Origin of the sequence: Rhodococcus sp. NPDC060176 (assembly GCF_042728675.1) — a bacterium.
Taxonomy (GTDB): domain Bacteria; phylum Actinomycetota; class Actinomycetes; order Mycobacteriales; family Mycobacteriaceae; genus Rhodococcus_F.
Genome location: NZ_JBHWYS010000002.1, coordinates 633357 through 660065, shown reverse-complemented (window position 1 = coordinate 660065; position 26709 = coordinate 633357). Strand labels below are relative to the sequence as shown.

The 26709-nt window shown below is 61.8% G+C and carries 25 protein-coding genes; 23 read left to right on the top strand and 2 right to left on the bottom strand.

All coding sequences use genetic code 11. From position 1 onward, the window contains the following. The first annotated feature begins 95 nt into the window (after positions 1–95). From ACFWEM_RS11385 to ACFWEM_RS11300, 18 genes are all read left to right on the top strand, one after another. A complete protein-coding gene (locus ACFWEM_RS11385; protein WP_378449942.1) occupies positions 96–1211 on the top strand; it encodes a hydrogenase expression protein HypE in 1116 nt (371 codons plus the stop codon). A gap of 54 nt (positions 1212–1265) precedes the next feature. After that, on the top strand, positions 1266–3059 hold the full coding sequence (locus ACFWEM_RS11380; protein ID WP_378449941.1) for a nickel-dependent hydrogenase large subunit: 1794 nt from the start codon (positions 1266–1268) through the stop codon (positions 3057–3059). A 3-nt stretch (positions 3060–3062) separates the two neighbouring features. Further along, positions 3063–3965, top strand: coding sequence for a NifU family protein (locus tag ACFWEM_RS11375; protein WP_378533579.1), 903 nt, complete (start codon positions 3063–3065; stop codon positions 3963–3965). Positions 3966–3984: 19 nt separating this feature from the next. Next, positions 3985–4605 carry a DUF5947 family protein gene (locus tag ACFWEM_RS11370; protein ID WP_378533578.1) on the top strand — a complete coding sequence of 207 codons (621 nt, stop codon included), beginning with the start codon at positions 3985–3987 and terminating at the stop codon, positions 4603–4605. After that, a complete protein-coding gene (locus ACFWEM_RS11365) occupies positions 4602–5240 on the top strand; it encodes a DUF6084 family protein (protein ID WP_378533577.1) in 639 nt (212 codons plus the stop codon). Before ACFWEM_RS11370 ends, ACFWEM_RS11365 begins: the two co-directional genes overlap by 4 nt. Further along, on the top strand, positions 5237–6616 hold the full coding sequence (locus ACFWEM_RS11360) for a hypothetical protein (protein WP_378533576.1): 1380 nt from the start codon (positions 5237–5239) through the stop codon (positions 6614–6616). Before ACFWEM_RS11365 ends, ACFWEM_RS11360 begins: the two co-directional genes overlap by 4 nt. Positions 6617–6665: 49 nt before the next feature. Further along, positions 6666–6785 carry a DUF6893 family small protein gene (locus ACFWEM_RS11355; protein WP_374227973.1) on the top strand — a complete coding sequence of 40 codons (120 nt, stop codon included), beginning with the start codon at positions 6666–6668 and terminating at the stop codon, positions 6783–6785. A 6-nt stretch (positions 6786–6791) separates the two neighbouring features. Beyond that, positions 6792–7286, top strand: coding sequence for a hydrogenase maturation protease (locus ACFWEM_RS11350; protein WP_378533575.1), 495 nt, complete (start codon positions 6792–6794; stop codon positions 7284–7286). Positions 7287–7289: 3 nt separating this feature from the next. Beyond that, positions 7290–7577 (top strand): HypC/HybG/HupF family hydrogenase formation chaperone, encoded by a 288-nt coding sequence (locus ACFWEM_RS11345; protein WP_378533573.1) that lies wholly within the window; start codon positions 7290–7292, stop codon positions 7575–7577. Beyond that, positions 7574–9862 carry a carbamoyltransferase HypF gene (gene hypF / locus ACFWEM_RS11340; protein ID WP_378533571.1) on the top strand — a complete coding sequence of 763 codons (2289 nt, stop codon included), beginning with the start codon at positions 7574–7576 and terminating at the stop codon, positions 9860–9862. Before ACFWEM_RS11345 ends, hypF begins: the two co-directional genes overlap by 4 nt. A 16-nt stretch (positions 9863–9878) precedes the next feature. Then, a complete protein-coding gene (locus ACFWEM_RS11335; RefSeq protein WP_030535597.1) occupies positions 9879–10178 on the top strand; it encodes a HypC/HybG/HupF family hydrogenase formation chaperone in 300 nt (99 codons plus the stop codon). Further along, a complete protein-coding gene (gene hypD / locus ACFWEM_RS11330) occupies positions 10175–11287 on the top strand; it encodes a hydrogenase formation protein HypD (RefSeq protein WP_378533568.1) in 1113 nt (370 codons plus the stop codon). The genes ACFWEM_RS11335 and hypD overlap by 4 nt, the downstream gene beginning before the upstream one ends. Next, entirely contained in the window at positions 11277–12347 is a 1071-nt protein-coding gene (gene hypE, locus ACFWEM_RS11325; RefSeq protein WP_378533566.1) for a hydrogenase expression/formation protein HypE, read from the top strand. Before hypD ends, hypE begins: the two co-directional genes overlap by 11 nt. Then, positions 12347–13096, top strand: a complete 750-nt coding sequence (locus ACFWEM_RS11320) for a DUF6390 family protein (protein ID WP_378533564.1) — start codon at positions 12347–12349, stop codon at positions 13094–13096. The genes hypE and ACFWEM_RS11320 overlap by 1 nt, the downstream gene beginning before the upstream one ends. A 31-nt stretch (positions 13097–13127) precedes the next feature. After that, positions 13128–14945 (top strand): ABC transporter ATP-binding protein/permease, encoded by a 1818-nt coding sequence (locus tag ACFWEM_RS11315; RefSeq protein WP_378533562.1) that lies wholly within the window; start codon positions 13128–13130, stop codon positions 14943–14945. A gap of 233 nt (positions 14946–15178) precedes the next feature. Continuing rightward, positions 15179–16843 (top strand): alpha/beta hydrolase, encoded by a 1665-nt coding sequence (locus ACFWEM_RS11310; RefSeq protein WP_378533560.1) that lies wholly within the window; start codon positions 15179–15181, stop codon positions 16841–16843. 103 nt (positions 16844–16946) lie between these two features. Then, positions 16947–18368, top strand: coding sequence for a hypothetical protein (locus ACFWEM_RS11305; protein ID WP_378533558.1), 1422 nt, complete (start codon positions 16947–16949; stop codon positions 18366–18368). Positions 18369–18665: 297 nt separating this feature from the next. Next, positions 18666–19328, top strand: coding sequence for a GAP family protein (locus ACFWEM_RS11300; RefSeq protein WP_378449862.1), 663 nt, complete (start codon positions 18666–18668; stop codon positions 19326–19328). A gap of 51 nt (positions 19329–19379) precedes the next feature. Here ACFWEM_RS11300 and ACFWEM_RS11295 read toward each other — a convergent pair whose 3' ends face one another. Further along, positions 19380–20843, bottom strand: a complete 1464-nt coding sequence (locus ACFWEM_RS11295; protein ID WP_378533556.1) for a glycoside hydrolase family 5 protein — start codon at positions 20841–20843, stop codon at positions 19380–19382. A 177-nt stretch (positions 20844–21020) separates the two neighbouring features. On the opposite strand from ACFWEM_RS11295, the gene ACFWEM_RS11290 reads away from it, so the two are divergent. Next, the gene (locus tag ACFWEM_RS11290) at positions 21021–21944 is read left to right on the top strand and encodes an alpha/beta hydrolase (protein ID WP_378533554.1); all 924 of its coding nucleotides are present in this window, start codon (positions 21021–21023) and stop codon (positions 21942–21944) included. Positions 21945–22299: 355 nt separating this feature from the next. Then, positions 22300–23214, top strand: coding sequence for a tyrosine-protein phosphatase (locus tag ACFWEM_RS11285; protein WP_378534536.1), 915 nt, complete (start codon positions 22300–22302; stop codon positions 23212–23214). Between the two features lie 175 nt (positions 23215–23389). On the opposite strand, the gene ACFWEM_RS11280 is transcribed toward ACFWEM_RS11285, so the two are convergent. Then, on the bottom strand, positions 23390–23965 hold the full coding sequence (locus ACFWEM_RS11280) for a TetR/AcrR family transcriptional regulator (RefSeq protein WP_378533551.1): 576 nt from the start codon (positions 23963–23965) through the stop codon (positions 23390–23392). A 108-nt stretch (positions 23966–24073) separates the two neighbouring features. On the opposite strand from ACFWEM_RS11280, the gene ACFWEM_RS11275 reads away from it, so the two are divergent. The 3 genes from ACFWEM_RS11275 to ACFWEM_RS11265 all read left to right on the top strand — a co-directional run bounded on the left by ACFWEM_RS11275 (position 24074) and on the right by ACFWEM_RS11265 (position 26701). Further along, positions 24074–25255, top strand: a complete 1182-nt coding sequence (locus ACFWEM_RS11275) for a GDSL-type esterase/lipase family protein (protein ID WP_378533548.1) — start codon at positions 24074–24076, stop codon at positions 25253–25255. A 71-nt stretch (positions 25256–25326) separates the two neighbouring features. Continuing rightward, entirely contained in the window at positions 25327–25833 is a 507-nt protein-coding gene (locus ACFWEM_RS11270) for a VOC family protein (protein WP_378533546.1), read from the top strand. Positions 25834–25885: 52 nt separating this feature from the next. After that, positions 25886–26701 carry a MerR family transcriptional regulator gene (locus tag ACFWEM_RS11265; protein ID WP_378533544.1) on the top strand — a complete coding sequence of 272 codons (816 nt, stop codon included), beginning with the start codon at positions 25886–25888 and terminating at the stop codon, positions 26699–26701. Positions 26702–26709: the final 8 nt, after the last annotated feature.

Here is a 26709-nt window from a genome sequence, read left to right as displayed (position 1 = left end):
GGCAATTCGAGGCCACAGAGTTTTGAGGCCATAGCGTGTCAGGCCGGTGGCGGCGCCGAGAATCAGGCGCAAGTGCACCCGTGAAAGCGGCTGACATGGACACACAAAAATCGACTGCTGGCACCACGGCGGAACCTGCCTCCGAAAGCGCAGCGACCTCCCGAAGCGCAGCGGCGAAAGCGGAAGAAACCTTGATCCACGTGCTGTGGATCAATGCCGGGCTCAGTTGCGACGGTGATTCGGTGGCGCTGACTGCCGCCACGCAACCCAGTATCGAGGAGATCGCGCTCGGTGCGTTGCCCGGCCTGCCTCAGGTAGCGGTTCATTGGCCGCTCATCGACTTCGAATGCGGACCGCAGGGTGGCGCTGACGATTTCCTGGAGTGGTTCTGGAAAGCCGACCGGGGAGAACTGGAACCCTTTGTTCTTGTTGTCGAAGGATCGATACCGAACGAGAAACTTCACGACGAAGGGTACTGGTGTGGTTTCGGGAACAATCGCGAAACCGGCCAACCGGTCACCACGAGCGAATGGCTCGACAAGCTGGCACCGAAAGCCACAGCGGTAGTCGCAGTCGGCACGTGTGCGACATACGGCGGGATACATGCGATGGCCGGCAATCCGACGGGTGCGATGGGTGTGCCGGACTATCTCGGGTGGACCTGGAAATCGAAGGCGGGCATCCCGATCGTGTGCGTTCCCGGGTGCCCCATTCAGCCGGACAACCTCTCCGAGACCCTGACTTATCTTCTTTACATGGCCACTGACCAGGCGCCGATGATTCCCTTGGACGAATCCCTGCGCCCGCAGTGGCTTTTCGGTGCCACCGTTCACGAGGGCTGTGACCGTGGCGGATACTACGAACAGGGCGAGTTCGCGACGGAGTACGGGTCACCGAAGTGCATCGTCAAACTCGGGTGTTGGGGACCGGTCGTGAAATGCAATGTCCCCAAACGCGGTTGGATCAACGGAGTTGGCGGGTGTCCCAACGTCGGCGGGATCTGCATCGGGTGCACTATGCCGGGGTTCCCCGACAAGTTCATGCCGTTCATGGATGAACCGCCCGGCGGCAAACTCTCCACCAATGCGGTGGGAATGTACGGGTCCGTGATTCACAGTCTGCGCCGGATCACCGGTCACACGTTGGACAAGGAACCGCACTGGCGCGAGCGCGGGTCGAAGTTGCTCACCGGTGCAACGCGTACGTGGTGACCGACCGGATACATTCAAATCAGTTCGTGAGCAACGTCTCTGGGAGGCACTGCAATGACGGCCATCGTTCCCGAACCCACCTCGACTGCGGACCGCGACGGTCTAGTCGAGATGGCGTGGGACCCCATCACCCGAATCGTCGGCAGTCTGGGCATCTACACCAAGATCGACTTCGCCAATCGCGAAGTGGTGGAGTGCCACAGCACGTCGTCGATTTTTCGTGGGTATTCCCTGTTCATGAAGGGGAAGGACCCGCGTGACGCGCATTTCATCACCAGTCGTATCTGCGGCATCTGCGGTGACAATCACGCCACGTGCTCGTGCTACGCACAGAACATGGCGTACGGCGTCAAGCCGCCGCATCTGGGCGAGTGGATCGTCAATCTCGGCGAGGCCGCCGAGTACATGTTCGACCACAACATCTTTCAAGAGAATCTGGTCGCAGTCGATTACTGCGAGAAGATGGTCTCCGAAACGAATCCCGGTGTGCTGGCGCAGGCGGAGAACACGCGCTGCCCGCACGAGGATCAGCATGGTTATCGCACGATCGCCGACATCATGCGGACCCTCAATCCGTTCACGGGTGAGTTCTATCGGGAGGCGCTGCAAGTCTCGCGTTCGACCCGTGAAATGTTCTGCCTGATGGAGGGTAGGCACGTCCACCCGTCGACGCTCTATCCCGGTGGCGTCGGCACGGTCGCGACGATCGAACTGATGACGGACTACATGTCGAGGCTGATGCGGTACGTCGAATTCATGAAGAAGGTCGTGCCCATGCACGACGACCTGTTCGACTTCTTCTACGAGGCGCTGCCTGGTTACGAAAAGGTAGGACTGCGGCGGACCCTGCTGGGTTGTTGGGGTTCGTTCCAAGACCCCGAGTACTGCAATTTCTCGTACAAGGACATGACCGACTGGGGCCGGAAGATGTTTGTCACTCCCGGTGTGGTTGTCGACGGCAAGCTGGTCACAACAGATCTGGTGGACATCAACCTCGGTATCCGAATCATGCTGGGCTCCTCGTATTACGAGGACTGGAGTGATCAGGAGATGTTCGTCAAAACCGATCCGCTGGGTAACCCCGTCGATCGCAGGCACCCGTGGAATCAACACACCAACCCCCACCCGCAGAAGCGGAACCTCGAGGACAAGTACAGCTGGGTCATGTCTCCGCGATGGTTCGACGGAAAAGACAATCTCGCTCTGGACACCGGCGGGGGAGCATTGGCTCGTCTGTGGAGCACCGCTCTTGCCGGCCTGGTCGACATCGGATACCTCGAGTCGACCGGACACAGTGTGAAGATCAATCTTCCGAAAACAGCGTTGAAGGGTCCGGTCTCGCTGGAGTGGAACATTCCAGAACACGGCAGCAACACTCTCGAAAGGAACCGTGCGCGAACCTATTTCCAGGCGTACGCAGCGGCTGCTGCCCTTCATTTCGCCGAGAAGGCGCTTGTCGAGATCCGGGCCGGCCGCACCAAGACGTGGGAGTCGTTCGAGGTCCCGGACGAGGGTATCGGCTGCGGATTCACCGAAGCCGTCCGCGGAGTTCTCTCACATCACATGGTGATTCGTGACGGAAAGATCGCGAACTATCACCCGTACCCACCGACGCCGTGGAACGCGAGCCCGCGCGACAGCTACGGAACCCCCGGTCCGTACGAGGATGCCGTGCAGGGTCAGCCGATCTTCGAGGAGAACGATCGAGATCACTTCAAGGGCATCGACATCATGCGGACCGTGCGTAGTTTCGATCCCTGTCTGCCGTGCGGCGTCCACATGTACCTCGGCGGCGGTAAGACCCTGGAGAAGTTGCACTCGCCGACGCAGTCCGTGACCGGGGAGTGATCGATGGAACAATCGGCCGACTACTGGCGCGGAGCAGGTGAGCGCATCGAGACGTTGTTGCAGGCCAATGCCGGTGCAGGCCCGGTGGCCAAAGATCGCGCCGAACAACTGGTGCGCGAGGTCGTGCAGTTGTACGGCGAAGCACTCGAACACACCGTCGCGCTGGCGGATCCGGCCACGATGGATGCGATGGTTCGCGACGATCTGGTGTCCAGCCTGCTACTGGTGCACGGACTTCACCCGCACGACGTGGAGACCCGCGTCCGCACTGCGCTCGACAGCGTCCGTCCGTACCTCGGTTCGCATGGCGGCGACGTCGAACTGATCGAGGTGGCGGGCGGCGTGGTGCGACTACGGCTTCTCGGGAGCTGTAACAGTTGTCCTTCGTCCTCGGTCACCCTCGAAACCGCCGTTCAGGATGCGGTGCAGGCGGCGGCACCCGAGACCACCGGAATAGACGTCGAAACACCCGACCCGCACGAAGTGAAGTCGGGTGTGATCTCGGTCGAGTCCTTGTTCTCGCACGTACACGCAGGCGGGGGAGGTGCGCACTGGGTGGAGGTCCCCGAATTCGCCGAAGTCGACGTGGGCGAGGTCGCGGGGTTCCGGGTATCGGGCACCGATCTGTTGGTCTGTCGCTCCGGTGACGATCTGTACGCGTATCGCGACCATTGCCCAGTGTGTGAGCACTCGATGGCGGGGGCTGTGCTCGAACGCATGATGGGCCGACCTGCCCGAGACGCCGCCGTCCTCACCTGTCCGACGTGCTCTGCCCATTTCAGTGTGTACGGAGCGGGAGCGCGGGTGGGTACCGGTTCCGAGCACCTGGCGCCTGTGCCGGTGCTGATTCGCGACGGGGTGCTCTCGGTCGCGCTTGCTGACGATTCAGCGATATCGGTGACCTAGCCGTGAACGCAGCCCGGTCATGAAAGTCACTGTGGGAGAGGTGCTCACACGAATCGCCTCGGCGCGTGCCGTTCCGTCCGGACCGCGGTGTGAGATGTGTGCGGCGGGCATAGGCGACGAACACCAACACGTCGTGGACGTACAGGTCCGGAGCCTGATGTGCGTGTGCCGTCCCTGCTATCTACTTTTTGCGCCGGTCGACGCGGACCTTCGATACAAGGCGGTTCCCGATCGGTATCTCGAATTTCCGAACTTCGACCTCGGACCTGGCCGGTGGGAGTCTCTGGAAATCCCCGTCGGCCTGGCATTCTTCTTTCGAAACTCACTCCTCGACAAGTACATAGTCTTCTACCCGGGGCCGGCCGGAGCTACCGAATCCGAGTTGCCCATCGACTCGTTCGAGACTGTGCTCGCGGAGAATCCTGGGCTTTCGCAGATGCGGGCCGACGTCGAGGCGTTGATCGTGTCGGTGCCCACGTCAGGACAATCGCCGAGATGCTTTGTTGTTCCCGTCGACGCCTGTTACGAACTGGTGGGACGGTTGCGCACCGTGTGGCGCGGATTCGACGGTGGCCAGGATGCCGCACGCGCAGTGGACGAGTTCTTCGGGCGCGTCGAGGCGCGAAGCAGGTCGGCATGACTGTTCTCGACTTCTCGGTCGACGACGTGGAGGTGGAACCGTACGCGGTTACGCCGAATCTGACGGTGAGATTGAGGATGTCGGAATCCACCGGCGCGACCGTCCGTGCGGTTGCTCTGCGCGCGCAGGTTCGAATCGAACCGCACCGCCGACCGTACTCAGACGCGGAAGGCGAAGGTCTGCGCGATCTCTTCGGTCCGCGGGAGCGTTGGTCGAGTACGCTGCGCACCTTCCTGTGGATGGAATGTTCCACGGTCGTTCAAGGATTCACCGGAACCACGGTCGCGGCCTTACCCATGGCGTGTACGTACGACTTCTCGGTGACGGCGTCGAAGTACATGCACGCACTCGGTGACGGAACAATTCCGATAGTGGTTCTACTGAGCGGAACCGTATTCACCGACGGGCAGCGCGGTTTCTCGGTCCAGCAGATCCCGTGGGACAGATCTGCTGCCTACGAATTGCCGGTCGACGTGTGGAAACAGCTGATGGCCACGCATTATCCGGCCTCTGGTTGGGTACGCCTCGACCATGAGACGATTGCCGATCTCGTGCGATTCAAGGCAGCTCACGGCCTCACGGACCTCGATTCAGCCGTGCGGCAGTTGCTGACGGCGAGCCAGGTGCAGCGATGACCCGAACGGAGATGGATCACGACGTCCGCGCCGTGGCCGACGCTGTCCTGTACGAGGGATATCTCCTCTATCCTTACCGGGCCGGCTCGGCGAAGAATCAATCCCGTTGGCAGTTCGGGGTTCTCGGACCACCAGGCGCCGCCGAGGTCGGAGTCGGCGAGGAACCGTCGATGTCCGCGCAATGCCTGCTCGGCGAATTCGAGGGGAGGGGCCCTGCTGCCGAACCCGTCGAAGTGACTGCGACTGTGAGATTTCTGCATCACCAGTCGCGGACGGTGGAACGACTCGGTGCCGGCGGCGCGTGGATCCCGGTCGATCGGTTGGTAGTCGACGAGCGCGAGTCGATCTCGTGGGACGAAGCCACCGAATCCGAGATCGTGTTGGGTCCGTGGGGTCTGGACGAGCTCGAGGCCGGCGTCGAAGGAACCTTCTGTGCGGCGGGGGTTGTCGACGGAGAGACTTTGTCGGACTCTCGGGGCAGGGTGGTCGGACGGATCGTTCGGACGCGGCTTCCGGTGAATGGCTTCTTGGCAGTGAGCGCCTCCGCCGGGGGCGGGCGCACGGTGATTTCCGTGAAGATCATGAACGCCACGAGCGTCGACGCAAGGGACAAGGGCACAGCCACGGCGCAATCGATGCTCGGCACTCACGTCATTGTGAACTGCACAGGCTCGAGGTTCCTGTCGTTGTTCGAAGACGCAGATCACTCGGAGTCGCTGCGGCAAAATCGCTGTTATCCGGTGCTTGCGGGGACCGAGGACCCCGCTCACCCTGGTACATCGCCCACGGTTCTGGTATCACCGATCATCTTGTACGACTTTCCCGAGATTGCGCCGCAGAGCGAGGGATCTCTCTTCGATTCGACCGAGATCGACGAAATTCTCACCCTGAGAATCCTCGCCATGACCGACGAGGAAAAGGCGCGGGCGCGGGCAACCGACTCCAAAGCCGCCGACATCATCGACCGATGTGAGCGCTTGACGGACGATGATCTAGCCGGCCTTCACGGTGTGCTGCGAGATCCGCACGCCGGTTCTGATCTGATCCCCGAGGTGCCTGACGGCGTGGACTGGTGGACCCCGGAAGCCGACACCAGTGTTCAACCACGCACCGACGCAGTTCTGATCAACGGCGTCCGCGTCTGTGGTGGAAGTACAGTTCGGCTTCACCCCTCACGTCGCGCCGATGCTCAGGACCTGTTCTTCGACGGCCGGATCGCCCACGTCGCCACCATTCATGAAGACGTGGACGGCGACATTCATGTTGGGGTGACACTCTTGGACGATCCGGCCGCCGATCTGCACAACTGGTACGGCCGCTACCTGTACTTCGCGCCGGACGAGATAGAGCCGATGCCGCGAGACAGCGCGAGTTGACGTACTTCAGAGCTATCGGACTTCACAGCTATCGAGAGGAGAACTCGCCATGAGGAACATGGGATTGCTGTCGACGGCACTTCTCGGCGCCACCGCGATCGCAGCCGCGGTCGTTCTGGTGGTGTCGATGCCGGACATCCAGCGTTATCTGCGAATGCGAAAGATGTAAAACGCTGTGCGCGTGCTGATTGCAGGTGTCGGAAACATATTTCTCGAAGACGACGGATTCGGCCCCGAAGTTGTTCGGGCGCTGCAGCATGAGATTCTCCCGTCGGGAGCTCGCTTGGTCGACTACGGGATTCGGGGCGTGCATCTGGCCTACGACTTGTTGGAGTCGTGGGACGCGCTGGTGCTGATCGACGCCTTACCGGTGACCGGAGTCCCGGGGAAGCTCGCGATCATCGAAGTGGACCCCGAAAGTGAAGGTCCGCAAGGAGGTTTCGACGCGCACTCGATGCATCCGAGTTCGGTGTTTGCCAGCCTGCAGGCCCTCGGCGGAACACTCCCGCGGACGTTCGTGGTGGGGGCACACGCGAAATCGATTGGCGACGGAATCGGATTGAGTGCAGAGATGCGTGATTCGGTCGGACAAGCCGCCTCTGCGGTGATGGCACTCGTCCGGTCGATCGACGTGGATTGTGATGCCACCACATTGGGGCCGGAGGTGTGAGTCATGTGTCTGGGGATTCCGGGACGGGTACGCGAACTACTGGACGGATACGGCGGTCAACTCGCCCTCGTCGACGTGGAAGGTGCACCACGCAAGGTCAACATCGGAATGCTCGACGAAGGCGCCGTCACGGCAGGTGACTGGGTAGTGATCCACATGGGCTTTGCAGTCGAGAAGGTCGACGAGCAGGGAGCACGCCACGCTCGGGCCGGCCTCGAACTGATGGGCCGTGGTGATCATGACGGTCAGATCGACGACTCCGATACTCGTACGGGCGAGGTCGGGACATGATGATCGCCTGCCATGTCATCGTTCGTGGCGTAGTCCAGGGGGTGGGATTCCGGCCGTTCGTTCATGCGACCGCCACCGAGCTGGGACTCTCGGGTTCGGTAGGAAATTCTGCGCTCGGTGTCGTGATCGACGTCGAAGGCGACGGAGAGGCAATCGATGCATTTGTCGCTCGGGTGCGCAACCGCCCCCCACCGCTGGCCCGGGTGGAGTCGGTAGAGCGCGAGGACTCGCGGCCGGTAGGTCGTCAGGGGTTTTGCATAATCGAGACGGATGCAGGGTCGGTCGGACGAACGTTGGCGCCGGCCGACGTCGGGATCTGCGACGATTGCCTCCGCGAACTGACCGATCCGAGCGATCGACGATTTCGTCATCCCTTCATCACCTGTACCAATTGTGGTCCACGATTCACGATCATCGAGTCGCTGCCCTACGACCGAGCCGCCACGACGATGAAACGGTTCCCGTTGTGCGCGACCTGTGCGGCGGAGTACGTGGATCCCTCGGACCGGCGGTTTCACGCGCAACCGATTGCCTGCCCGGAGTGCGGTCCGACGCTCTCATTCGTGGAACGGGGCACGGACGCGGTGAGCGGCGAGGCCGCACTGCTACGAGCCCGATCGCTACTACGAGACGGGAAGATTCTTGCTGTCAAGGGGATTGGAGGGTTCCACCTGGCCTGCGATGCCCACGATGATCGCGTGGTCCACGAATTGCGTGAACGCAAACATCGAGCAAGCAAGCCGTTGGCGGTGCTGGTGCGAGATGTGCGAGAAGCCGGAGAGCTGGGTGCGGTCGGGGATGCCGAGGCCGATGCCATGTCCTCGCACGAGCGTCCGATAGTGCTGGTTGCCAAAGCGTCTGGCTATGCGCTTTCGCCCTCGGTTGCGCCCGGCATTCCGGATATCGGAATCATGCTGGCCTACAACCCGGTTCAGCACCTACTTCTGGGTTTGGCCGGAGATGCTGCGGGCCCGGCGGTGTTGGTCATGACATCGGCGAACATCGGTGGCGAGCCGATTCTGTACTCCGACAACGATCTCGATCGATTGGGCGAGTTGGCCGACGGAGTCTTGACGCACAACCGTCCGATCTTGATGCCGTGTGACGACTCGGTGATGCGAATAGTGGCCAGCCGACGACAGTTGCTTCGTCGCTCGCGCGGATATGCTCCGCTGCCCGTCACCGCGCCGTTCGACGTACCGCCTACCTTGGCGGTTGGGGCCGACCTGAAGAACACCTTCTGTCTTGCAGAGGGCGGATATGTGTGGCCGAGTCAGCACATCGGAGACATGGGCGACCTTGCTGTTATCGACAGTTTTGCTGCGTCGGAGAGTCACTTCGAATCGATCACGGGAGTAGTGCCGCACCAGATTGCCTGCGACGAGCATCCGCGGTATCGCTCGTCCTCGTGGGCTCGCAGTCGTAGTGGTGACCGACCGGTGCGCGTCGTCGGGCATCACCACGCACATGTGGCTGCCGTGATGGGGGAGAACGGCCGGGACGGGAGCGAACCAGTTCTCGGAATGGCGTTCGACGGCACCGGTTACGGGGCGGACGGCGCAGTGTGGGGAGGGGAACTACTGCTGGCGACGTACAAGGGTTATCGCCGTCTCGCGCATCTGGGATACGTACCGCTGCCCGGGGGCGATGCCGGAGTGGAACGGCCGTACCGAATGGCGCTCGCTCACCTGTGGCATGCGGGGTTGGACTGGGAATCCGACCTCGCGCCCGTGGCAGCCTGTCCGCCCCGAGAGCAGTCGGTCCTACTTCATCAGTTGGAGGCCGGTTTCGGGTGTGTGGACACCTCCAGCATGGGGCGGTTGTTCGACGCAGTCTCCTCGCTGACCGGAGTCCGACAGAGGGTCGACTACGAAGCGCAGGGTGCCATCGAGTTGGAGGGGATTTCGAGGGGAATCGACAGCGCCGGTACGCGGTACACCTTCGACGCGGTGCAGTCGGACGACGATTCGTGGACAGCAGATCCGCGGTCGGTCATTCGGGCTGTCGTCCGCGATCTCCGGGAGAAGGTGCCCGCCGAAGTGATCGGCGCCCGTTTCCACGAATCCGTAGCGCACCTGGTGCTCGAGTGGGCAATTCGTGGCCGGGAACTGGCGGGAGTGGACGAGGTAGTACTCACCGGAGGTGTCTTCCAGAACCCTCGCCTGCTCGTTCGGGCGTGTGCTCTGCTCGGAGCCGCTGGATTCACGCCGCTGACAGGACTGGAGCTACCACCGAACGACGGCGGTCTCGCTTACGGCCAAGTGCTGGTCGGGAGTTCGTCATGAGATCAGGAGTTGTGCCATGTGCCTAGCCGTACCAGGACGTATCGAGTCCCTGGAGGAACGCGACGGAACGACGATGTCGGTGGTGAACTTCGGCGGCGTCCGAAAAGAAGTGTGCCTCGAGTACATTCCGGGCGCCCAAGTCGGCGAGTACGTCGTGGTGCACGTCGGATTTGCCATCCAGCGACTCGACGAGGAATCTGCTCGCAGCACGCTGGCGGAATTCGAGCACCTCGGCGTACTCGAAGAGGAATTCGGTGACGGGTTCGAAAGGGCTGCCCGGGCCGCAGGGATCGAACCGAAGGAGAAAGAATCATGAAGTATCTGGACGAGTTCTCCGATCCGGAACTGGCCGGCAAACTGCTGGATCAGATCCGCGCGCTGGCCACACGGCGATGGGCGATCATGGAAGTGTGTGGTGGTCAGACACATTCGATCATCAGACACGGCATCGATCAACTACTTCCGCAACAGATCGAGATGATCCACGGACCCGGATGCCCGGTCTGCGTCACCCCGCTCGAGATCATCGACAAAGCTCTCGAAATCGCGGCAAGACCCGATGTCATTTTCTGCTCCTTCGGGGACATGTTGCGAGTTCCGGGGAGTTCGTCGGATCTGTTCCGGATCAAGAGCGCCGGCGGCGACGTGCGCGTGGTGTACTCACCGTTGGATGCTCTGACTGTTGCCAAGGAGAATCCGGACCGGCAAGTGGTGTTCTTCGGGATCGGATTCGAGACCACCGCGCCGGCCAACGCCATGACCGTCTATCAGGCCAATCGCCTGGGTATCGAGAACTTCTCGCTACTCGTCTCGCATGTTCTGGTCCCGCCGGCGATGGCCGCGATTATGGACTCGCCAGAGTGCCGCGTGCAGGCATTTCTGGCGGCCGGGCATGTGTGCAGTGTGATGGGAACGTCGGAGTACCCGGCGCTGGCCGAGAAGTACAAGGTCCCGATCGTCGTCACCGGATTCGAGCCACTGGATCTGCTGGAGGGCATCAGAAAGACGGTGCTGCAGTTGGAATCGGGTCGATACGAGGTCGAAAATGCCTACGCCCGTGCCGTCACGGCCGAGGGCAACACCGCAGCGAAGGCGATGCTCGAGGACGTGTTCGCGGTGTCGGATCGGACCTGGCGCGGCATCGGATCGATCCCGGACAGCGGTTGGCAGTTGGCACCGAAGTATGCGTATTTTGATGCCGAAGAGCGTTTTTCGGTGACCGATATCCATACTGACGAGTCGAGTGTCTGCCGTTCCGGAGAAGTGTTGCAAGGTTTGATCAAGCCACACGAGTGCAGTGCCTTCGGGAAGGAATGCACTCCGCGGAATCCGCTCGGTGCCACGATGGTGTCGTCCGAGGGGGCATGCGCTGCGTACTACCTGTACCGGCGCCTGGAACTTCAGGAGGCGGGTCATGCCGGCTGAGGAGACCGCTGTCGTGGACTTGTCGGCGTGGGTCTGCCCACTGCCGCTGCGTGATTCGCCGAATATCGTCATGGGGCACGGTGGTGGGGGAGCGATGTCCGCCGAGCTCATCGAGCATCTGTTCCTTCCCTCGTTCGGAAGCGCTGCCGATGCAGAACTCGGTGACGCGGCCGTGTTCGACGTCGGCGGGGTGCGGCTCGCCTTCTCGACCGACTCGTACGTCGTGAAACCCATGGTGTTTCCCGGTGGAACGATCGGTGACCTTGCTGTCAACGGAACGGTGAACGACCTGGCGATGGCGGGAGCGCAGCCATTGGTGATGTCGACGGCATTCATCCTCGAGGAAGGGACGGCGCTGACCGACATCGCGGGAATCGCGAAGGCACTCGGGCGGGCCGCGCACGTTGCCGGCGTCCGACTGGTGACGGGTGATACCAAGGTTGTCGATGCCGGTCACGGCGACGGAGTCTTCATCAACACCTCGGGAATCGGGATTGTCGCCGATGGTGTGGACATCAATCCCACCCGCGCACAAGAAGGCGACGTCGTAATAGTCAGCGGCGACATCGGCGTTCACGGAGTGGCCGTGATGAGTTGTCGCGAAGGTCTCGAATTCGGGACCGAGGTGCGCAGTGATTGCGCTTCCTTGAACGGCGTGGTCGCCGACATGATTGCTACGGGCGTCGACATCCATGTCTTGCGCGACCCTACCCGGGGCGGAGTTGCCGCGACCCTCAACGAGATCGCTCAGGCGTCGAACATCGGGGTTGCGCTTGTGGAGCGAGATCTGCCGATTCCCGCTGACGTGCGTGATGCCTGTGGGCTACTCGGGTTGGATCCGTTGTACGTCGCAAACGAGGGCAAGTTGATCGCTTTTGTTCCACGCGAAGATGCCGACCGAGTTCTGGAAGCGATGCGCGCCAATCCACTGAGTGTGGGAGCTGCCGTGATCGGGGAGTGCGTGGCCGAACATCGCGGAATGGTGGTGGCGCGAACAGCATTGGGGGGCAATCGGGTAGTGGATTTGCCGGCGGGTGAACAACTTCCGCGGATCTGCTGATGACTGCCGTCGATATGGACGGGCCGGTGTTGTTTGCTCGTTACGCGTATCCGCCGAACGAGTTGGGTTACTGCGGACCCGACGATCCTTCAGTGCTGCTTCGACAGGCCCACGGCATCTCGGCGAGTGGCGACCGTGACCGCGCTCGTCAATTCGACGGTGCGTGGCCGTACCTCGAGGCCTTGGCCGTAAGTGCGGGCATCGACGACCCCCTGGATTCGCGAGTGATCGAAGCCTATTGGGTGGGAGGTGATCTCCTCGACTCTCTCGATTCGGGGAAGTTGTTGCAGCACCTGAGAATAGCCTTCGGTAAACGCGAGAACACCGGGTTCCTCCCCGTCCTCGGGGATCGGGACCGCGCCCTCGCTCACCACAGCTTTCACGTACTTCTGGTGTATCCGTGGGTCAAACTGCTTCGGAAGCGCGGTGAGGTCCCACTGTCGGTCCTCCAGAATTGCCGGATCAGATGGGGAGTGGTCGAGGACGTCGGCGAGGAGCACGCGTTGGTGGTTTCGTCCCCGCTCGAGTTCGACGGTGAGAGACTCGCACGCGGCACGCCGGTAGCGCAGCGAGTGCGATGGAGCGTAGACGGCCGCTCACTTGCGGCGACGCCCGTCCCGGGCGCCGTGGTGACGATGCACTGGGATTGGCTGTGCGACAGCATCACTGCCGAGCAGTCACTGGCGTTGGATGCCGCGGAAGACTCGGCATTGCAGATCGCGAACCAGATGCTGTCGACCGATACGTGATCGTTGGTTCCTCTCCCGGACGGAGGCTGCGGTGAATTGGAACAACGCGGTACCGGACAGCGCACTGTGGTTGGCAGAGGCCTTCGCGATCACGGTTGTGGCTCTCGTGATCGCCGGACTGCTACTTGGCCGGTACACCCGCTGGGGCAACCAGTTTCGTCGAATGGCATGGCCCTACTTCGATCCCCGACGCAAAGTCCTTCCACTGTTGATTCTCGCGTCACTGCTGTTGCTGACGATTTTCGGTGTCCGCGTGACAGTGTTGTTCTCGTACTGGTACAAGGATTTCTACGACGCCATCCAGAACCTCGACGAGACCGCTTTCTGGCACTATCTGCGAGTGTTCGCGATTTTGGCAGCAGTCCACGTCGTGAGTTCCCTGGTCGTCTACCTGGTGGGCCAAACACTCGATATCAGCTGGCGCAGTTGGCTCAATGACACACTGACCGACGATTGGCTCGACGGCCGCGCCTACTATCGCGGAAATTTCTTGGAGAACCCGGTCGACAATCCGGATCAACGTATTCAGGCAGACATAACCGCGTTCGTCACGTCGTCCCGCACGTTGTCCATGGGCGCCGTCGCCGCAATGGTGTCGATCGTCAGCTTCACCAAGATCCTGTGGGATCTGTCCGGGCCGTTGACTGTTTTCGGTGCCGAGATTCCGCGAGCGATGATCTTTCTCGTCTACATCTATGTGTTGGTGACCACGGCACTCGCATTCTGGATCGGCCGGCCTTTGATCATGCTGAACTTCTTGAACGAGAAATTCGGCGCCACCTTCCGGTACGCGCTGGTTCGACTACGGGAGTACGGCGAAAGCATCGCCTTCTATCGCGGTGAAGATGCTGAACGGCGCACACTCGGAACACGTTTTGCTGCAGTGATCCGGAACATGTGGGCAATTGTTTTCCGGACGCTGAAGTTCAGTGGCTTCAATCTGGCAGTAGATCAGACAGCGGTGGTCTTTCCGTTTCTGGTGCAGGGATCTCGATTGTTCAGCGGGCAAATCACTTTCGGGGACGTGATGCAAACTGCACAGGCGTTCGGCCAGGTGCACAATTCGTTGTCGTTCTTTCGAGAGTCCTATGCCGATTTCGCAAGTTTCCGGGCCACACTGATCCGTTTGACCGGGCTCGCCGATGCCAATCGGCGTGCCCGCGCACTTCCCGTGCTCGACGCGTTCTCCTCTGGCAGTCATTTGGTTGTTCGGGGACTCGACGTGCGCACGCCGGGTGGTGAGGCATTGATCTCCGAACTCGACTTGTCACTGGGGCCCGGCGATGCACTGCTGGTGAAGGGTCCGTCGGGTAGCGGCAAAACCACGCTGCTCCGCAGTATCGCGCAGTTGTGGCCGTATACAAACGGTTCCGTGACCACCCCGGTCGGAGACGTCCTGTTCCTCTCACAACGGCCGTACCTACCTTTGGGTTCTCTGCGCGCGGGTTTGGCATATCCAGATCAGTTGCCCTCAGGTCAGCCGAACATCGGGCGCTCGAGCTTCGACGACCGCAGGCTCCACGACGCTCTCGCCGAAGTGCACCTCGCACATTTGATCGGTCGACTCGACGAGGCTGCTGATTGGACTCGAATTCTGTCGCCGGGTGAACAACAACGGTTGGCGTTCGCCCGAGTCCTCCTGATCCGACCGCGAACCGCGTTTCTCGACGAGGCGACATCCGGAATCGACGAAGGCCTCGAGTACACGCTCTACGACATCGTTCGCCGTGAACTGCCCGACAGCATCATTGTCAGCGTCGGCCATCGCAGTACTCTCGACGTTTTTCACAACCGACAACTCGAACTGCACGGCGTTGGGCACTGGGAGATCACCGATCGTGAAGGCTGAGAGTGCCTTTCGGGGCGCTGACAAATGACCGGTCTCGCTGCGAATGCGCGGTGGTCAGGCCCAGCGCGACGAGTTCGGCCACCCAACTCCCGCAGCAGTCGCAGCGAGTTCTGGAATAGCTCGATCCCCGAAGGACGGGTGCCATGACGCCACAGCGTGCACCCGTAGTTCGCGCCTCATTCGAAAGGGATGAGAGGCTCATTCCATCTTTCTGACGCGCTTACGATTCCGGCATGAAACGTGTGTGGGAAGGTGTGCGGCGCTATGGCAAGACGCTGCATTCGGTCGGGTTGTCTTTCGGCTTGGTGTTTTTCGTCCTCTCGATGAGCCCGTCGCTCTTACCGCGCGCGTGGTACCTGCAGGGCGTGGCAACGGGTATTTCCGTCGCCACGGGGTACGGCATCGGTGTGAGCGTGGCGTGGATGATCCGCAAATGCGGAGTCGAACCGACATGGTCGGATCGGACCAAGAGAATTGGTTGGGCCGTACTCGCCGTTCTGGCAGTGATATCGGTACCTCTCTTTCTGATCTTGGGTTCGTGGTGGCAGCAGATCGTCCGTGATCTGGTCGAGGCACCTCGCGTCAACCGGGCGAACTATCTTCTGGTGCTGCTGATTTCGATAGCGGTGTGGTTGATCTTGCTCGAGGCGGTTCGCGGTCTGCGGTATCTCACCAGAAGTCTCGCTGCTGTTGCTCTGCGGTTTGTTCCCAAGGAAGCGGCGAAAGTCGCAAGTTTGGTCGTCGTCTTCGCGTTGGCGATCTTCGTCGTCAACGGTGCCCTCTACAACGGGCTCATCGCGTTCGCGAACTGGAGTTTCTCCGGCGCGGACAACGACACACCGGATGGTATCGACCAGCCTTTGATCGCCGAACGCAGTGGTTCGCCGATGTCTGCCGAGGCATGGGATTCACTGGGCAAGGAAGGACGTACCTTCATGGGTAGCGGACCGTCTGCGGACAAGATTGCCGCGGTGACCGGCCGAGACGCGAAGCAACCCATCCGCGTGTACGCCGGCCGCGAGTCGTCCGATTCCGTCGACGGCGTCGCACAGCGGGTCGTCGACGAACTCGAGCGCACCGGCGGCTTCGACCGTGCCGTCCTGGCAGTGGTGACCACCACCGGCCGCGGCTGGGTCAACGACGACGTGGCGTCCGCTTTCGAATACGTCCAAGGCGGCGACACCGCCATCGCGGCGATGCAGTACTCGTTCCTTCCCAGCCCCTTGGCATTCATCGCCGACCGCGAAACCCCGATGGCCGCAGGCCGGGCGCTGTTCAACTCTGTCTACGCGAAGTGGATCGATCTGCCGCTCGACAAGCGTCCCAAGCTTGTCGTTTTCGGCGAGAGCCTCGGATCGTACGGGGGACAGGCCGCGTTCGCGGGAGCACAGGACATGGCGACACGTGTGGATGGGGCATTGTGGTCGGGCACTCCGAACTTCACCGCTCAATGGCAGGAGATCACGGGCAGTCGTGACTCCGGCTCACAGGAAGCCGTGCCGGTGATCGACGACGGGCAGTCGATCCGTTTCGCTGCCTATCCGGAGGATCTCGAACTGGATGCGCCGTGGAACGACTCTCGCGTTGTGTACTGGCAGCATGCCAGCGACCCGATCGTCTGGTGGTCCTTCGACCTGCTTCTGAACAAACCGGACTGGCTTGCCGAGCCTCTCGGCCGTGATGTCGATCCGGGAATGACGTGGATACCGTTCGTGACGTTCTGGCAGGTGACACTCGACATGGTCTTCTCGGCTGACGTGCCGCCTGGTCACGGGCACAACTACGGAGCCGAGGCAGCGGATATGTGGGCGCAGATCCTGCACCCCGAGAACTGGTCGCAGTCGGACACCGACGCGATTCGCGGCGCCTTGACGAACAACTTTCAACCCACCAAGTAGTAGTGCGGAGTACGGACCTCGCGACGGTGTCTCGTCGTTGGACCGGGAGTACTCGCTCTTGATCGTTCGATCATTGTTTGTCAGCTATCTAACAAGGAGCGCGATGCATTCATCAAGAACACTCGTAGCTGCGGTGGCGCTGAGCGCGATCACTGTATTTGCCGGGGCTGGGTCCGCGGTTGCCGCGCCGGCGATCGGATCTGTCGACTTCGGTTCGTCGAGCGGATCCGGAACCGGTTCGTCGAGCGGGTCCCATTCTGGTTCTGTCGATTTCGGATCCGGCGGACCGGACGTCGAGCATCCGGTGTCGACCTGCTTCTGGTCCGTGCCGATCAATCCCGAGCGCGCGGACCCGCAGCTCAACTACGCCTTTCCTGACACCGCGGCGATCTATTGGGCTGCGCAGTTCACAATCCCCGAGGATGCCGAGTTGGTTATCCGAGGGCAGTATGCGCATGCGCGCTATCAGTCGTTGAACTCGTACAACGCGGCAACCGCTATGCCGACCGCCGTCCTCAATGACATTTCGACTGCTCCGGACGCAGGCTCGCGCAATACCTATCTTCCCGGTGCCGATCGATCGAACGAAGGTGCCAGGTCATACACGGCTTCCGTCCTCAACGAGGCCTCGCCTGCTGAGCCGAAACCCAACACCTTGTATGCCGGTGTGCCAGGTCAGGACCGGATAAGCCTGCTTTATCGCATCTACCTGCCGGACAATGGGCGTGATCTCACCGGGGGCGTAGGACTGCCGGAGCCAGAGCTGCACCTTGCCGGTGGTCAGGTGCTGCGGGGGCAGGATCTGTGTTCAGCGGTCGGTGCGGACAACGGAATCTTGAAGCCGGCTTCGCTGCCGTTGGACACGTACAAGGCATTGCGTGATCAACCGGGCAAGCCTGCGACATTCCCTTCCGAGCAGACACCTGTCTGGCGGGCGTACTACAGCGCCGAGTTCACGCTCGGCTGTACCTATCTCGGCAAATGCGATGGCACACCCCAGCGGGTGGGCGGGCAGTACTCCAACATCGACAACAGCTACGTCACAGCCGAAGTCAACCGTGGGTTCGGCGATATTTTGGTACTTAGGGGAGAGTTGCCGAGGACTCCGAAGACGACTACCGGCGCAAAGAATCTCGACAGCGCTGTCGACATGCGGTTCTGGTCTATGTGCAGCAATGAATCGCTGGCAACGACGAAGGTAGCTACGTGTCTGTTCGACGAGCAGATGGCCACTGATGCGGATGGTCGCTACACGATTGTCGCGTCGCTGCCTGAAGACCGACCCGCAAACGCTACGAAGGAATGTGGGGTGTCATGGCTGTCGCTCTCGCCGGCCGGTGATGGCGCGGGGCATCTCGACGATTCCCTTCTGATCATGCGGAACATGCTGCCGGCCAAGGACTTCAGTCACGCCGCACACGATACCAAGACGCCCGGTGACGAGAAGGCCGTGATGGCGCAGTACTTGCCGGACGGGCAATATACGTCCAAGCTCGCGTTCGAGGAGAGTGGCTGCGCGAAGTAGACCGACTGACTCTAGGGTGAGTTCAGCGCCTGGGATTGTGTCTGGGCGGTCCTCATCGACGGTGTCGGCTGCGCTCAGTTGCGAGCGCAGCCGACACCGTTTCGGCGCCTGTACGCGTCAATCGATTGGACGAGGCCAGTGCCAGTTTGCGTTGGCGATGCACATCGCGAGTGAATCAAGGACGGCGGTTCGGGCACTCATCCCTTTCGAATGAGGTGTAAACGATGTAGGCGCACAGGGTGTCAGCATTGGCGCGCAGCGGTATCGACTGCGCCCCGATGAGAAACGAGTTTTGACATGGGTTCCGTTATCGGAGATCTCCTCCCCATAGCCGTCGGTGTGGCCGTGTCGCCGGTAGCCGTCATCGCCACTATCTTGATGTTGCTCTCCAAGCGAGCGGGTAGCACCAGCGTCGGGTTCGCCGTGGGCTGGTTACTCGGAATCTTCATCGCTACAGTTCTTTTCGTCATTCTTTCCAGTGCCGTCAGCACTTCGGACGATGGACCGTCTGCCACGGTTTCGTGGATCAAACTAGCCCTCGGTGTCCTCCTGTTGACGGTCGGGGTCAAGCAGTGGCGGGGGCGCAGCGGCGAGCACGAAACACCGAAGTGGATGCAAGCCGTCGACGAGATGACCGCGGTCAAGGGCTTGGGCCTCGGATTCGCGCTCGCCGCGATCAACCCGAAGAACCTGCTCATGTGCATCGCTGCCGGAGTGTCGATCGGTTCGGCGTCGCTGGCGACCAGCGGAGTGATCACCTCGATCCTCGTCTTCACGATCATCGCCAGCTCAACTGTCGCGATCCCGGTTATCGGATACCTGGTGGCTGCTGATCGCCTGCGCGAGCCGTTGGCCAATCTCAAAGTCTGGCTCCAAGACAACAACACCACGGTGATGAGTGTGTTGATCCTGGTCGTCGGCGTTGTTCTGATCGGCAAGGGAATCGGCGGAATCTTCTGACACCCACTCTTTCACGTGGTGTGAACGCACAATTCCCGGATGATCGTTCGATCAGGCTGGTTTAACCGCGTAGTCGCCGTCGGCGTGGCCGATCAGTTGCCATCCGCCCTCGATCGGGGACAGTCGGACGTCGGAGAGATTCGTGATCTCGAGCTGTGGCCGGTCGGTTCCTGGGTACCAGGCCTCGACCCTTCCGGAGCCGGTCCCGGTAAACCCGTTGCGCGACACCTCCGTCAGCGTGCCGGGCGCTGCTCGCGGATACGCTCGCGAGAGTGGAACGGCGAATCCCTCGACGAGCCCCAGTGATTCACCGGACGGGCAGTCGATGCGATTCAGATTTCCCTGTGGCTGGTGGGTATTGCCGTCGCGAACGGGGTGGGGGTCACCGCACGCTTGGTTCCATGACCACCACGCGCCGCCCATCCGGTACTTGTCGGTGGCGTCGACGAAGCGGTCGACGTCTGCTCCCTGCTCGTCGGCGTCCCCGAACCAACCCCATTCGCCCGTCCACAACGGGGCGTCGTACCAGGCGGCGGCGCCGTCGGCGATCCGAAATCCGTCTTCGATCGTGGGGAATTCGCTACTGACCGTGATGGATTCGCTGTAGAGGTGCGGCGAGAACACCACCAGAGGATCGGTCAGGTACTTGCGCGGGGGCAGTGCGTCGAAGCCGAATGCCGACCAGATCGCACTGGGTTCGAAGAACACCAGGTGCGGGAACCCACCTGCTTCGGCTTGCCGGATGGCGTCGGTGGCGCGCTGGTAGAACTGCCCGATCTGGTCTGCTGCAGTGAAGGGGTCGCGCAGACCGGGGTTCGGTTCGTTCAACAGGTCGTATCCGGCCACCGCGGGTTCGTCTTTGAACTCCGCGGCCAACTTCGCCCACGTCGCCACCAAGCGACTCTGAATTCCTTGCTCGTCGTCGTAAAACGCCTGGAAGGCATGGGCGATGGCCGGCGCACCTTCCCGGAGCCCACCGATGTTGCAGGTTGTCCATCCGCCGGTCAGGGTTGCCCACTCGGGTGCGCCGTCCCAGCCGACTCCCGGCCGCATGAATGACGGGCACGACTGGTCGCTCGGGGTGCCGACGTACGGGCCCCATGCGTCCTGATGCATGTCGAGAACGGTGTAGATGCCGTGGTCTTTCGCATCCTCGACCGCTACTCGAATGCGGTCGACGTACGCAGTGTCGAATGTTCCGCGGGTCGGTTCGAGGAGTGACCACGCGACGTTGAGTCGTACGACGTTGAAGCCCAGCGCTGCCATGTGCGCGAAGTCCGTTCGTCCCAGCGGCGTAACGGTGGGTAGCCCGGTGCCGTTGGTTGCGTAGTCGTTGAGACCGTTGGCGTTTACGCCGCGTAGCAACACCGTTCGTCCGTCGACGTCCTTGATCGTGCGATCTGCGACAGTCAGTTGGGGGAGAGACCAGCCCGATTCCGGTGGTGCGGCGTGAGCGGCCGGAGCTGCAATCTGAAGTGCCAGGATTGCAAGGGTGGCAAGCAGCAGCGCGCGCATCCGTAAACCTTTCTAGACAAACGTCCAATTCCGAGATGAGGCTAGCGTGACAACGCCCTTTTCCGGCACGCTTTGCTCATACCTGCCACGGTCGCCTTGTTGCCGAGTACACGTCGGCTACGTGCTGTTGCTGGAGGTGCGATCATTGTCGACAAGTCTCGACCCAAGGGAGCCCCGGTGAAGCTTGCATTGACCGATCTGATCGAACGAGTGTCTCGTGACGATGCGGCGAGTACCCGAGCGTTCTACGAGTCGCGGCCCGCCGGCGTCGGTCCGAGTTCACTGCAGGAACTGCTTGTGGTGCGAGCCTCCCGAGTGGTTGACCCAACACCCGCGACCCGGGCAGTTGAACACACGCTCGACATCGAGGGCCGATCCGTCTCGGTGCGTGTAGTCACGCCGAAACATGGCGATATCAACGGGGTCTACCTATATCTTCCGGGTGGTGGTTTCTACATGAGTTCAGCGGCTAGCTCTGACGCTCGTAGTACGAGACTTGCCGACGCGGTCGGAGTAGCAGTGGTTACCGTCGACTACCGGCTTGCGCCGGAATTCCCTTGGCCGGCAGCGCCGGACGACTGTGAGGCGGTCGCTTTGTGGCTGCTTGACGTCGCTGCCGAACGGTTCGGGACGACCAGACTAGCCATTGGTGGTATGTCGGCGGGAGCAACCTTGGTGATGACAACATTACTGCGCCTTCGCGATCGAGGTCTGGCCAAGGCATTTTCGGGTGCGGTGCTGGAAGCGGGCACGTACGACGTCAGTGCCCAGACTCCCGCTGGCCGCACCATCGGCGACGAATACTTCATCGAAGCCTATGTGGGCCATATCGGTGACCGCACTCTCCCGGATATTTCTCCGACATTCGGCGACCTGAGCGGCTTGCCGCCGACCCTCGTTGTCGTTGGATCAGAAGACGTGGTCCTGGCTGAGAACCTTGCGATGGTGGCGCGACTGTCGGCGGCCGGAAACGACGTCGACTTGCGTCTCTATCCTGATGTCCCGCATGGATTTACAAGCCATCCAACGCCTGTTGCCCGCCGCGCTGCGCTCGATATAGGTGCCTGGCTTGGGCATTGTCTCGACGGCGAGTCAGAGTGACAAGCACGGGCGCGGTTCAGCGTGCCGAAGGTGTAGGAGTGGCAGGAGCTCGTCCTGCGCGACCCAATAACGTAAGTCTTCGTGACGCAGGCACGCAATGTGACGCTCAAACCTCATCACGGCCGCGCCGGACGTGTGGAGCCGCCGCGGCCGCGGTCTGTCGTTCGAACGGGCCCGGCGTGGTCGATGGCGACGCAGTGACGGGCAAGAGTTTCTTCCTGCAGGATCGCGGCTGGCCGGGCACCTGAACACATGTCCGGTTTCTGGGGCAAAGTCGGGACGAGGAACGCGCCGCCCTTGTAATCTCGCACGTGGTTTGCGGGGCGCGGGGTCCTCCCGCACAGCGAGTGAGAGGATCAGAATGACGACTGTTTACGCGCGCCGCCGAGGGGTGCGCCCTTTCGGAATCGCCCTCGCTGCGCTGGTTGCCGTGGGTGCGGCCCTGACCGGTCCCACACTCGCCTCCGCCTCGAGCGACGACCTGCAATTGGGTTCGAGCCAATTCGGATCGTCCGGGGAGCAACCGCCGCTGCCGGAGATCCCACCGCCGTCCGCGGCCGAGATCAGGCTCGACGAGGCGCGGAACTTCCGCGACATCGGCGGCTACCGGACTACCAACGGCAGGACCGTCCGGACAGGCCTGGTGTTCCGTTCCAACAAGCTCAGCTCGCTCAATGAGACTGATCTGGCAAAACTCACCGCCGCGAACCTGACCCTCGACGTCGACCTGCGCAACGCCTCCGAACGCGTAGAGGATCCCGATCGGATCCCCGCCGGGGTCACCTACCAGGTCGCCGACGTCGTCAGTATCGAACACGGCATTGCGTTCCACGAGTTCGTTCCCCTGACCCTCGGTCGCGCGTTGATCGACGGCGCAGTCAAGGGGACCTCGAACATCGGCCAGAGCATCGGCTACCCGTTCATGGTCAACTACCGTGGTTCCGATGTCGCCTTCCATGACCTGCTGACTGCGATCGCGAACAATTCCGACGGCGCAACCGTCTACCACTGCAGTGCAGGGAAGGACCGCACCGGTTGGGGTACCGCGATCCTTCTGACCATTCTCGGTGTCCCGCGTGAGTTCATCAGTGCCGATTTCATGGCGTCGAACACGTACCTGGGCCGGGACGACGCGGTGGACCTGTCGTGGCTCGATGCGGCGTATGCACAGGTCGACCGGCTCTACGGCGATATGGATACTTACGTACGGGAGGGCCTAGGCGTCGACCAGGGCACTATCGACTCTCTGCGTGCCAAGCTTCTCCTCTAGGGGTAGCCCCACACCTCGGCTTCTTGCCCACTCGGACCCGCTGCTGTCCCAGTGCGACTGATGGTTGAGGGAACGCGTAATTGTGTGGCACTGCTCCTGTGGTGGGCCCGAGGTTTCTTGACCGCGTGCGATCACCAAGTGGCGCAAGCACTTTGCTGGCAGAAAGCACGCCTGATCACGCACTCGATGCTGGCCAATTGGTCAGCATCGAATCGAGTGCCTCGAGGATCCTGGACCAGCTTTCGGCGCTGTCCGGTGCACTGTGGCTGAACGATCCACCCAACTCGAGGCTGGCGTACCCATGAAAAACGCTGCCGAGCAACCGAACTGCGTGGGTCTGATCGAGATCGGTGAGGTTGTACCCGCGCAGAATAGATCGCATCATCTGCGAGTGCCTGAAGCCCGCGCTCGCAGCTGCTGCCTCCGGGGTGAGGCGCATCTGCGACGCGGCGTACCGACCAGGGTGTGACCTCGCGTAGTTGCGGTACACGTTCGCGAAGGCGGTCAAGGCGTCGCGGCCGGACCGGCCCGCAACGGCGTCGGAAGCCTGGTCGGCCATCTCTTCCAAGGCAAGCAATGCGATTCTGGTTTTGAGGTCGTTCGAACTCTTCACGTGCGAGTACAGGCTTGCCACCTTGACGTCGAACGCTCTGGCGACGGCCGATACGGTCACCTGCTCGAAGCCCACCTCGTCGGCCAATTCGGCGCCCGCCACGGCGAGGCGTTCGGGTGTCAGTCCTGCGCGAGGCATGTCCGTTGATCCTGTTCGTCGAGAAGTGAAACCGCTTGCCTAAATAGTATAGGCAAATTACTGTGTGGTCTAGTTAATACCTTCGCAACTTATCTACAGGTGAATGAGATGAACAGCCAGAGCAGCTGGATTACTACCGCAATTTCCGAGGACATCGTGCGCGGAGCCCTCGAGCTCGAGCGGACCGAACGCGGTGTGCTGACACACCGTCTGCCCGCCAGGGCTCGCACACAATTCGCTGACGGCCAGATGGCAATGGCGCAATCACAACCGTCCGGAGTGCGGCTGGTGTTCCGAACCAGCGCTACGGCCATCGAACTCGACACTCTGCCCACGAAAATGATCTACATCGGTGCCCCGCCGAGGCCACAGGGGGTGTACGACCTGCTCGTCGACGGCGAACCAGCCGGGCACGCAATCGCTGAGGGCGGCAACACGGTGACGATCGACATGGCGACCGGTACCGCTCAGAGACAATCCGGACCCGTCAGCACCATCCGCTTCGCGGACCTGCCTGCGCGATCAAAGGCTGTCGAGATCTGGTTGCCGCACAACGAAACCACCGAACTTGTCGCACTACGGACCGACGCCCCACTCGAACTCGCGGTCGAGACGAAGCGTCGCGTGTGGCTCCATCACGGAAGCTCGATCAGTCAAGGCTCCGGCGCTGAAAGTCCCTCCCGCACTTGGCCTGCTCTCGCAGCCTCCCTCGGCGGCGTGGATCTGATCAACCTCGGGTTCAGCGGCAGCGCCCTGCTGGACCAGTACACCGCCCGCGCTATGCGAGACACCGCAGCTGACCTGATCAGCATCAAGATGGGCATCAATCTGGTCAACTCCGACGTGATGCGCCTGCGGGCCTTCACGTCGGCAATGCACGGCTTCCTCGACACGGTCCGCGACGGTCATCCAGCGGCTCCACTGTTGGTCGTCTCGCCTGTCTATTGCCCGATTCACGAAGACACGCCGGGGCCAGGTGCATTCGATTTCGACGCGCTTGCCAGAGGCGAAATGCGATTCGTTGCTACCGGCGATCCCGCCGAGCGCGCAGCCGGAAAGCTGACGCTGCGCTCTATTCGGGAAGAGTTGGCGCGCATCGTAACCCAGCGATCGGCGGATGATCCCAATCTGCATTACGTCGACGGCTGCGATCTCTACGGTGCGGCCGAGAACGAAGAGTTGCCGCTTCCCGATCAGCTCCATCCGGACGCTGCGACGCACCGCCTCATCGGCGAACGCTTTGGCCAACGTGTATTCGCAGACGACGGCGCATTCGCACGCACGGTGTGATCGCGCAATCCGGTTCGATCGGATTTCACACGATTTGACCCTGACGTAGCGTGAGGGCTCACGATGACTTCATGACCGATACTTACCCAGCATTCGACATCAGCCCCGTCCCTGTCCCCGCTACCGATGCCGTGCCTCCGGAACAGTTCCGAGGTCTCTACGGAATGCCCATGTTCGTGTCGGTTCCGACTTCGAATCTGGCCGAATCGGCCGACTTCTGGATCGGTGGGCTCGGTTTCTTCGACCTCTTTTCGGTACCGGATCGACTGACGCACCTGCGACGCTGGGCATTTCAAGACGTTCTGCTCGTGCCCGGAGAACGGTCAGATTCATCACCGTCCGTCAGTGTGAGCTTTGCGTGTGTGCTGAGTCAGATCGATCAGATAGCCAAGGCGTGTGAGGAATTGCGGCCCGGATGCACCAGCGGTCCACATCTGAAGCCCTGGAATTCACTGGAGTTGGAGATTGTGACACCGGAGAACGCGCGCGTGATCATGACGGCCGCTCGTCCGTACGACCCGAACAGTGCCGAGTCCGAGTATCTGCGAGGTATGGGAATTGACGGACCCGACGACTGAACAGAGGGCTGACGCCGTGGCCTCCCGCACCGCGTCTGTCAGACTGGACGCCGTGACGGAGCAACTCTTCGGAGACGACGCAGGCAGTGCTCTCACTGTCGGTGCTGCCGCATCACGACTAGGCATAACCGTACGTACCCTTCATCATTGGGACGCAATCGGTTTGGTGCGCCCGTCCGGGCGCAGTGACGGGGGCTACCGGCTGTACACCGACGCGGACCTCGGCCGCATCGGCCGGGTGCTTGTCTACCGAGACGTGGGCTTGTCGCTCGACGAGATCGGGATATTGCTCGATGCGCCCGCAGCCGACGTGGACGAGACGCTGCGTGGGCAGCGCGCCGAGTTGCGGCAACGGATAGCCGACTTGGAGGAACTGGGCGAGTCCTTGGATCGCATTATCGATGCCAGGAAGTCGGGTGTGCTGCTGCCGGCACACGAGCAGGTCTCGATCTTCGGCCGACACTGGCAGCCGTCATGGGGACCTGAGGCGCACGAGCGTTGGGGTGACAGTGCGCAGTGGGCGCAGCACGCGGAACGGTCGGCGGGTAGGACCGCCGAGGATTGGCAGAAGATCGCCGACTGCGTCGAGACGCTCGACGAAGATCTGGCGCTGGCCTGCCGATCCGGTGTCGAACCGGGAAGCGCCGAGGCGAATTCGCTGGCAGAACGGCACCGAGCGTCGATCGGGGTTTACTTCGACTGCACACATTCGATACAGGTGTGTCTGGGACGGATGTACGTGGCCGATCCGGGATTCACCGCGTTCTACGAGCAGGTCGAGGCCGGTCTGACCGTGTGGCTCCGTGCTGTCATCGATGCGAATGCTCGGGCCAACGGGGTTGTCCCCGAATCGGCGACGTGGGTGTGAGTGAGCTG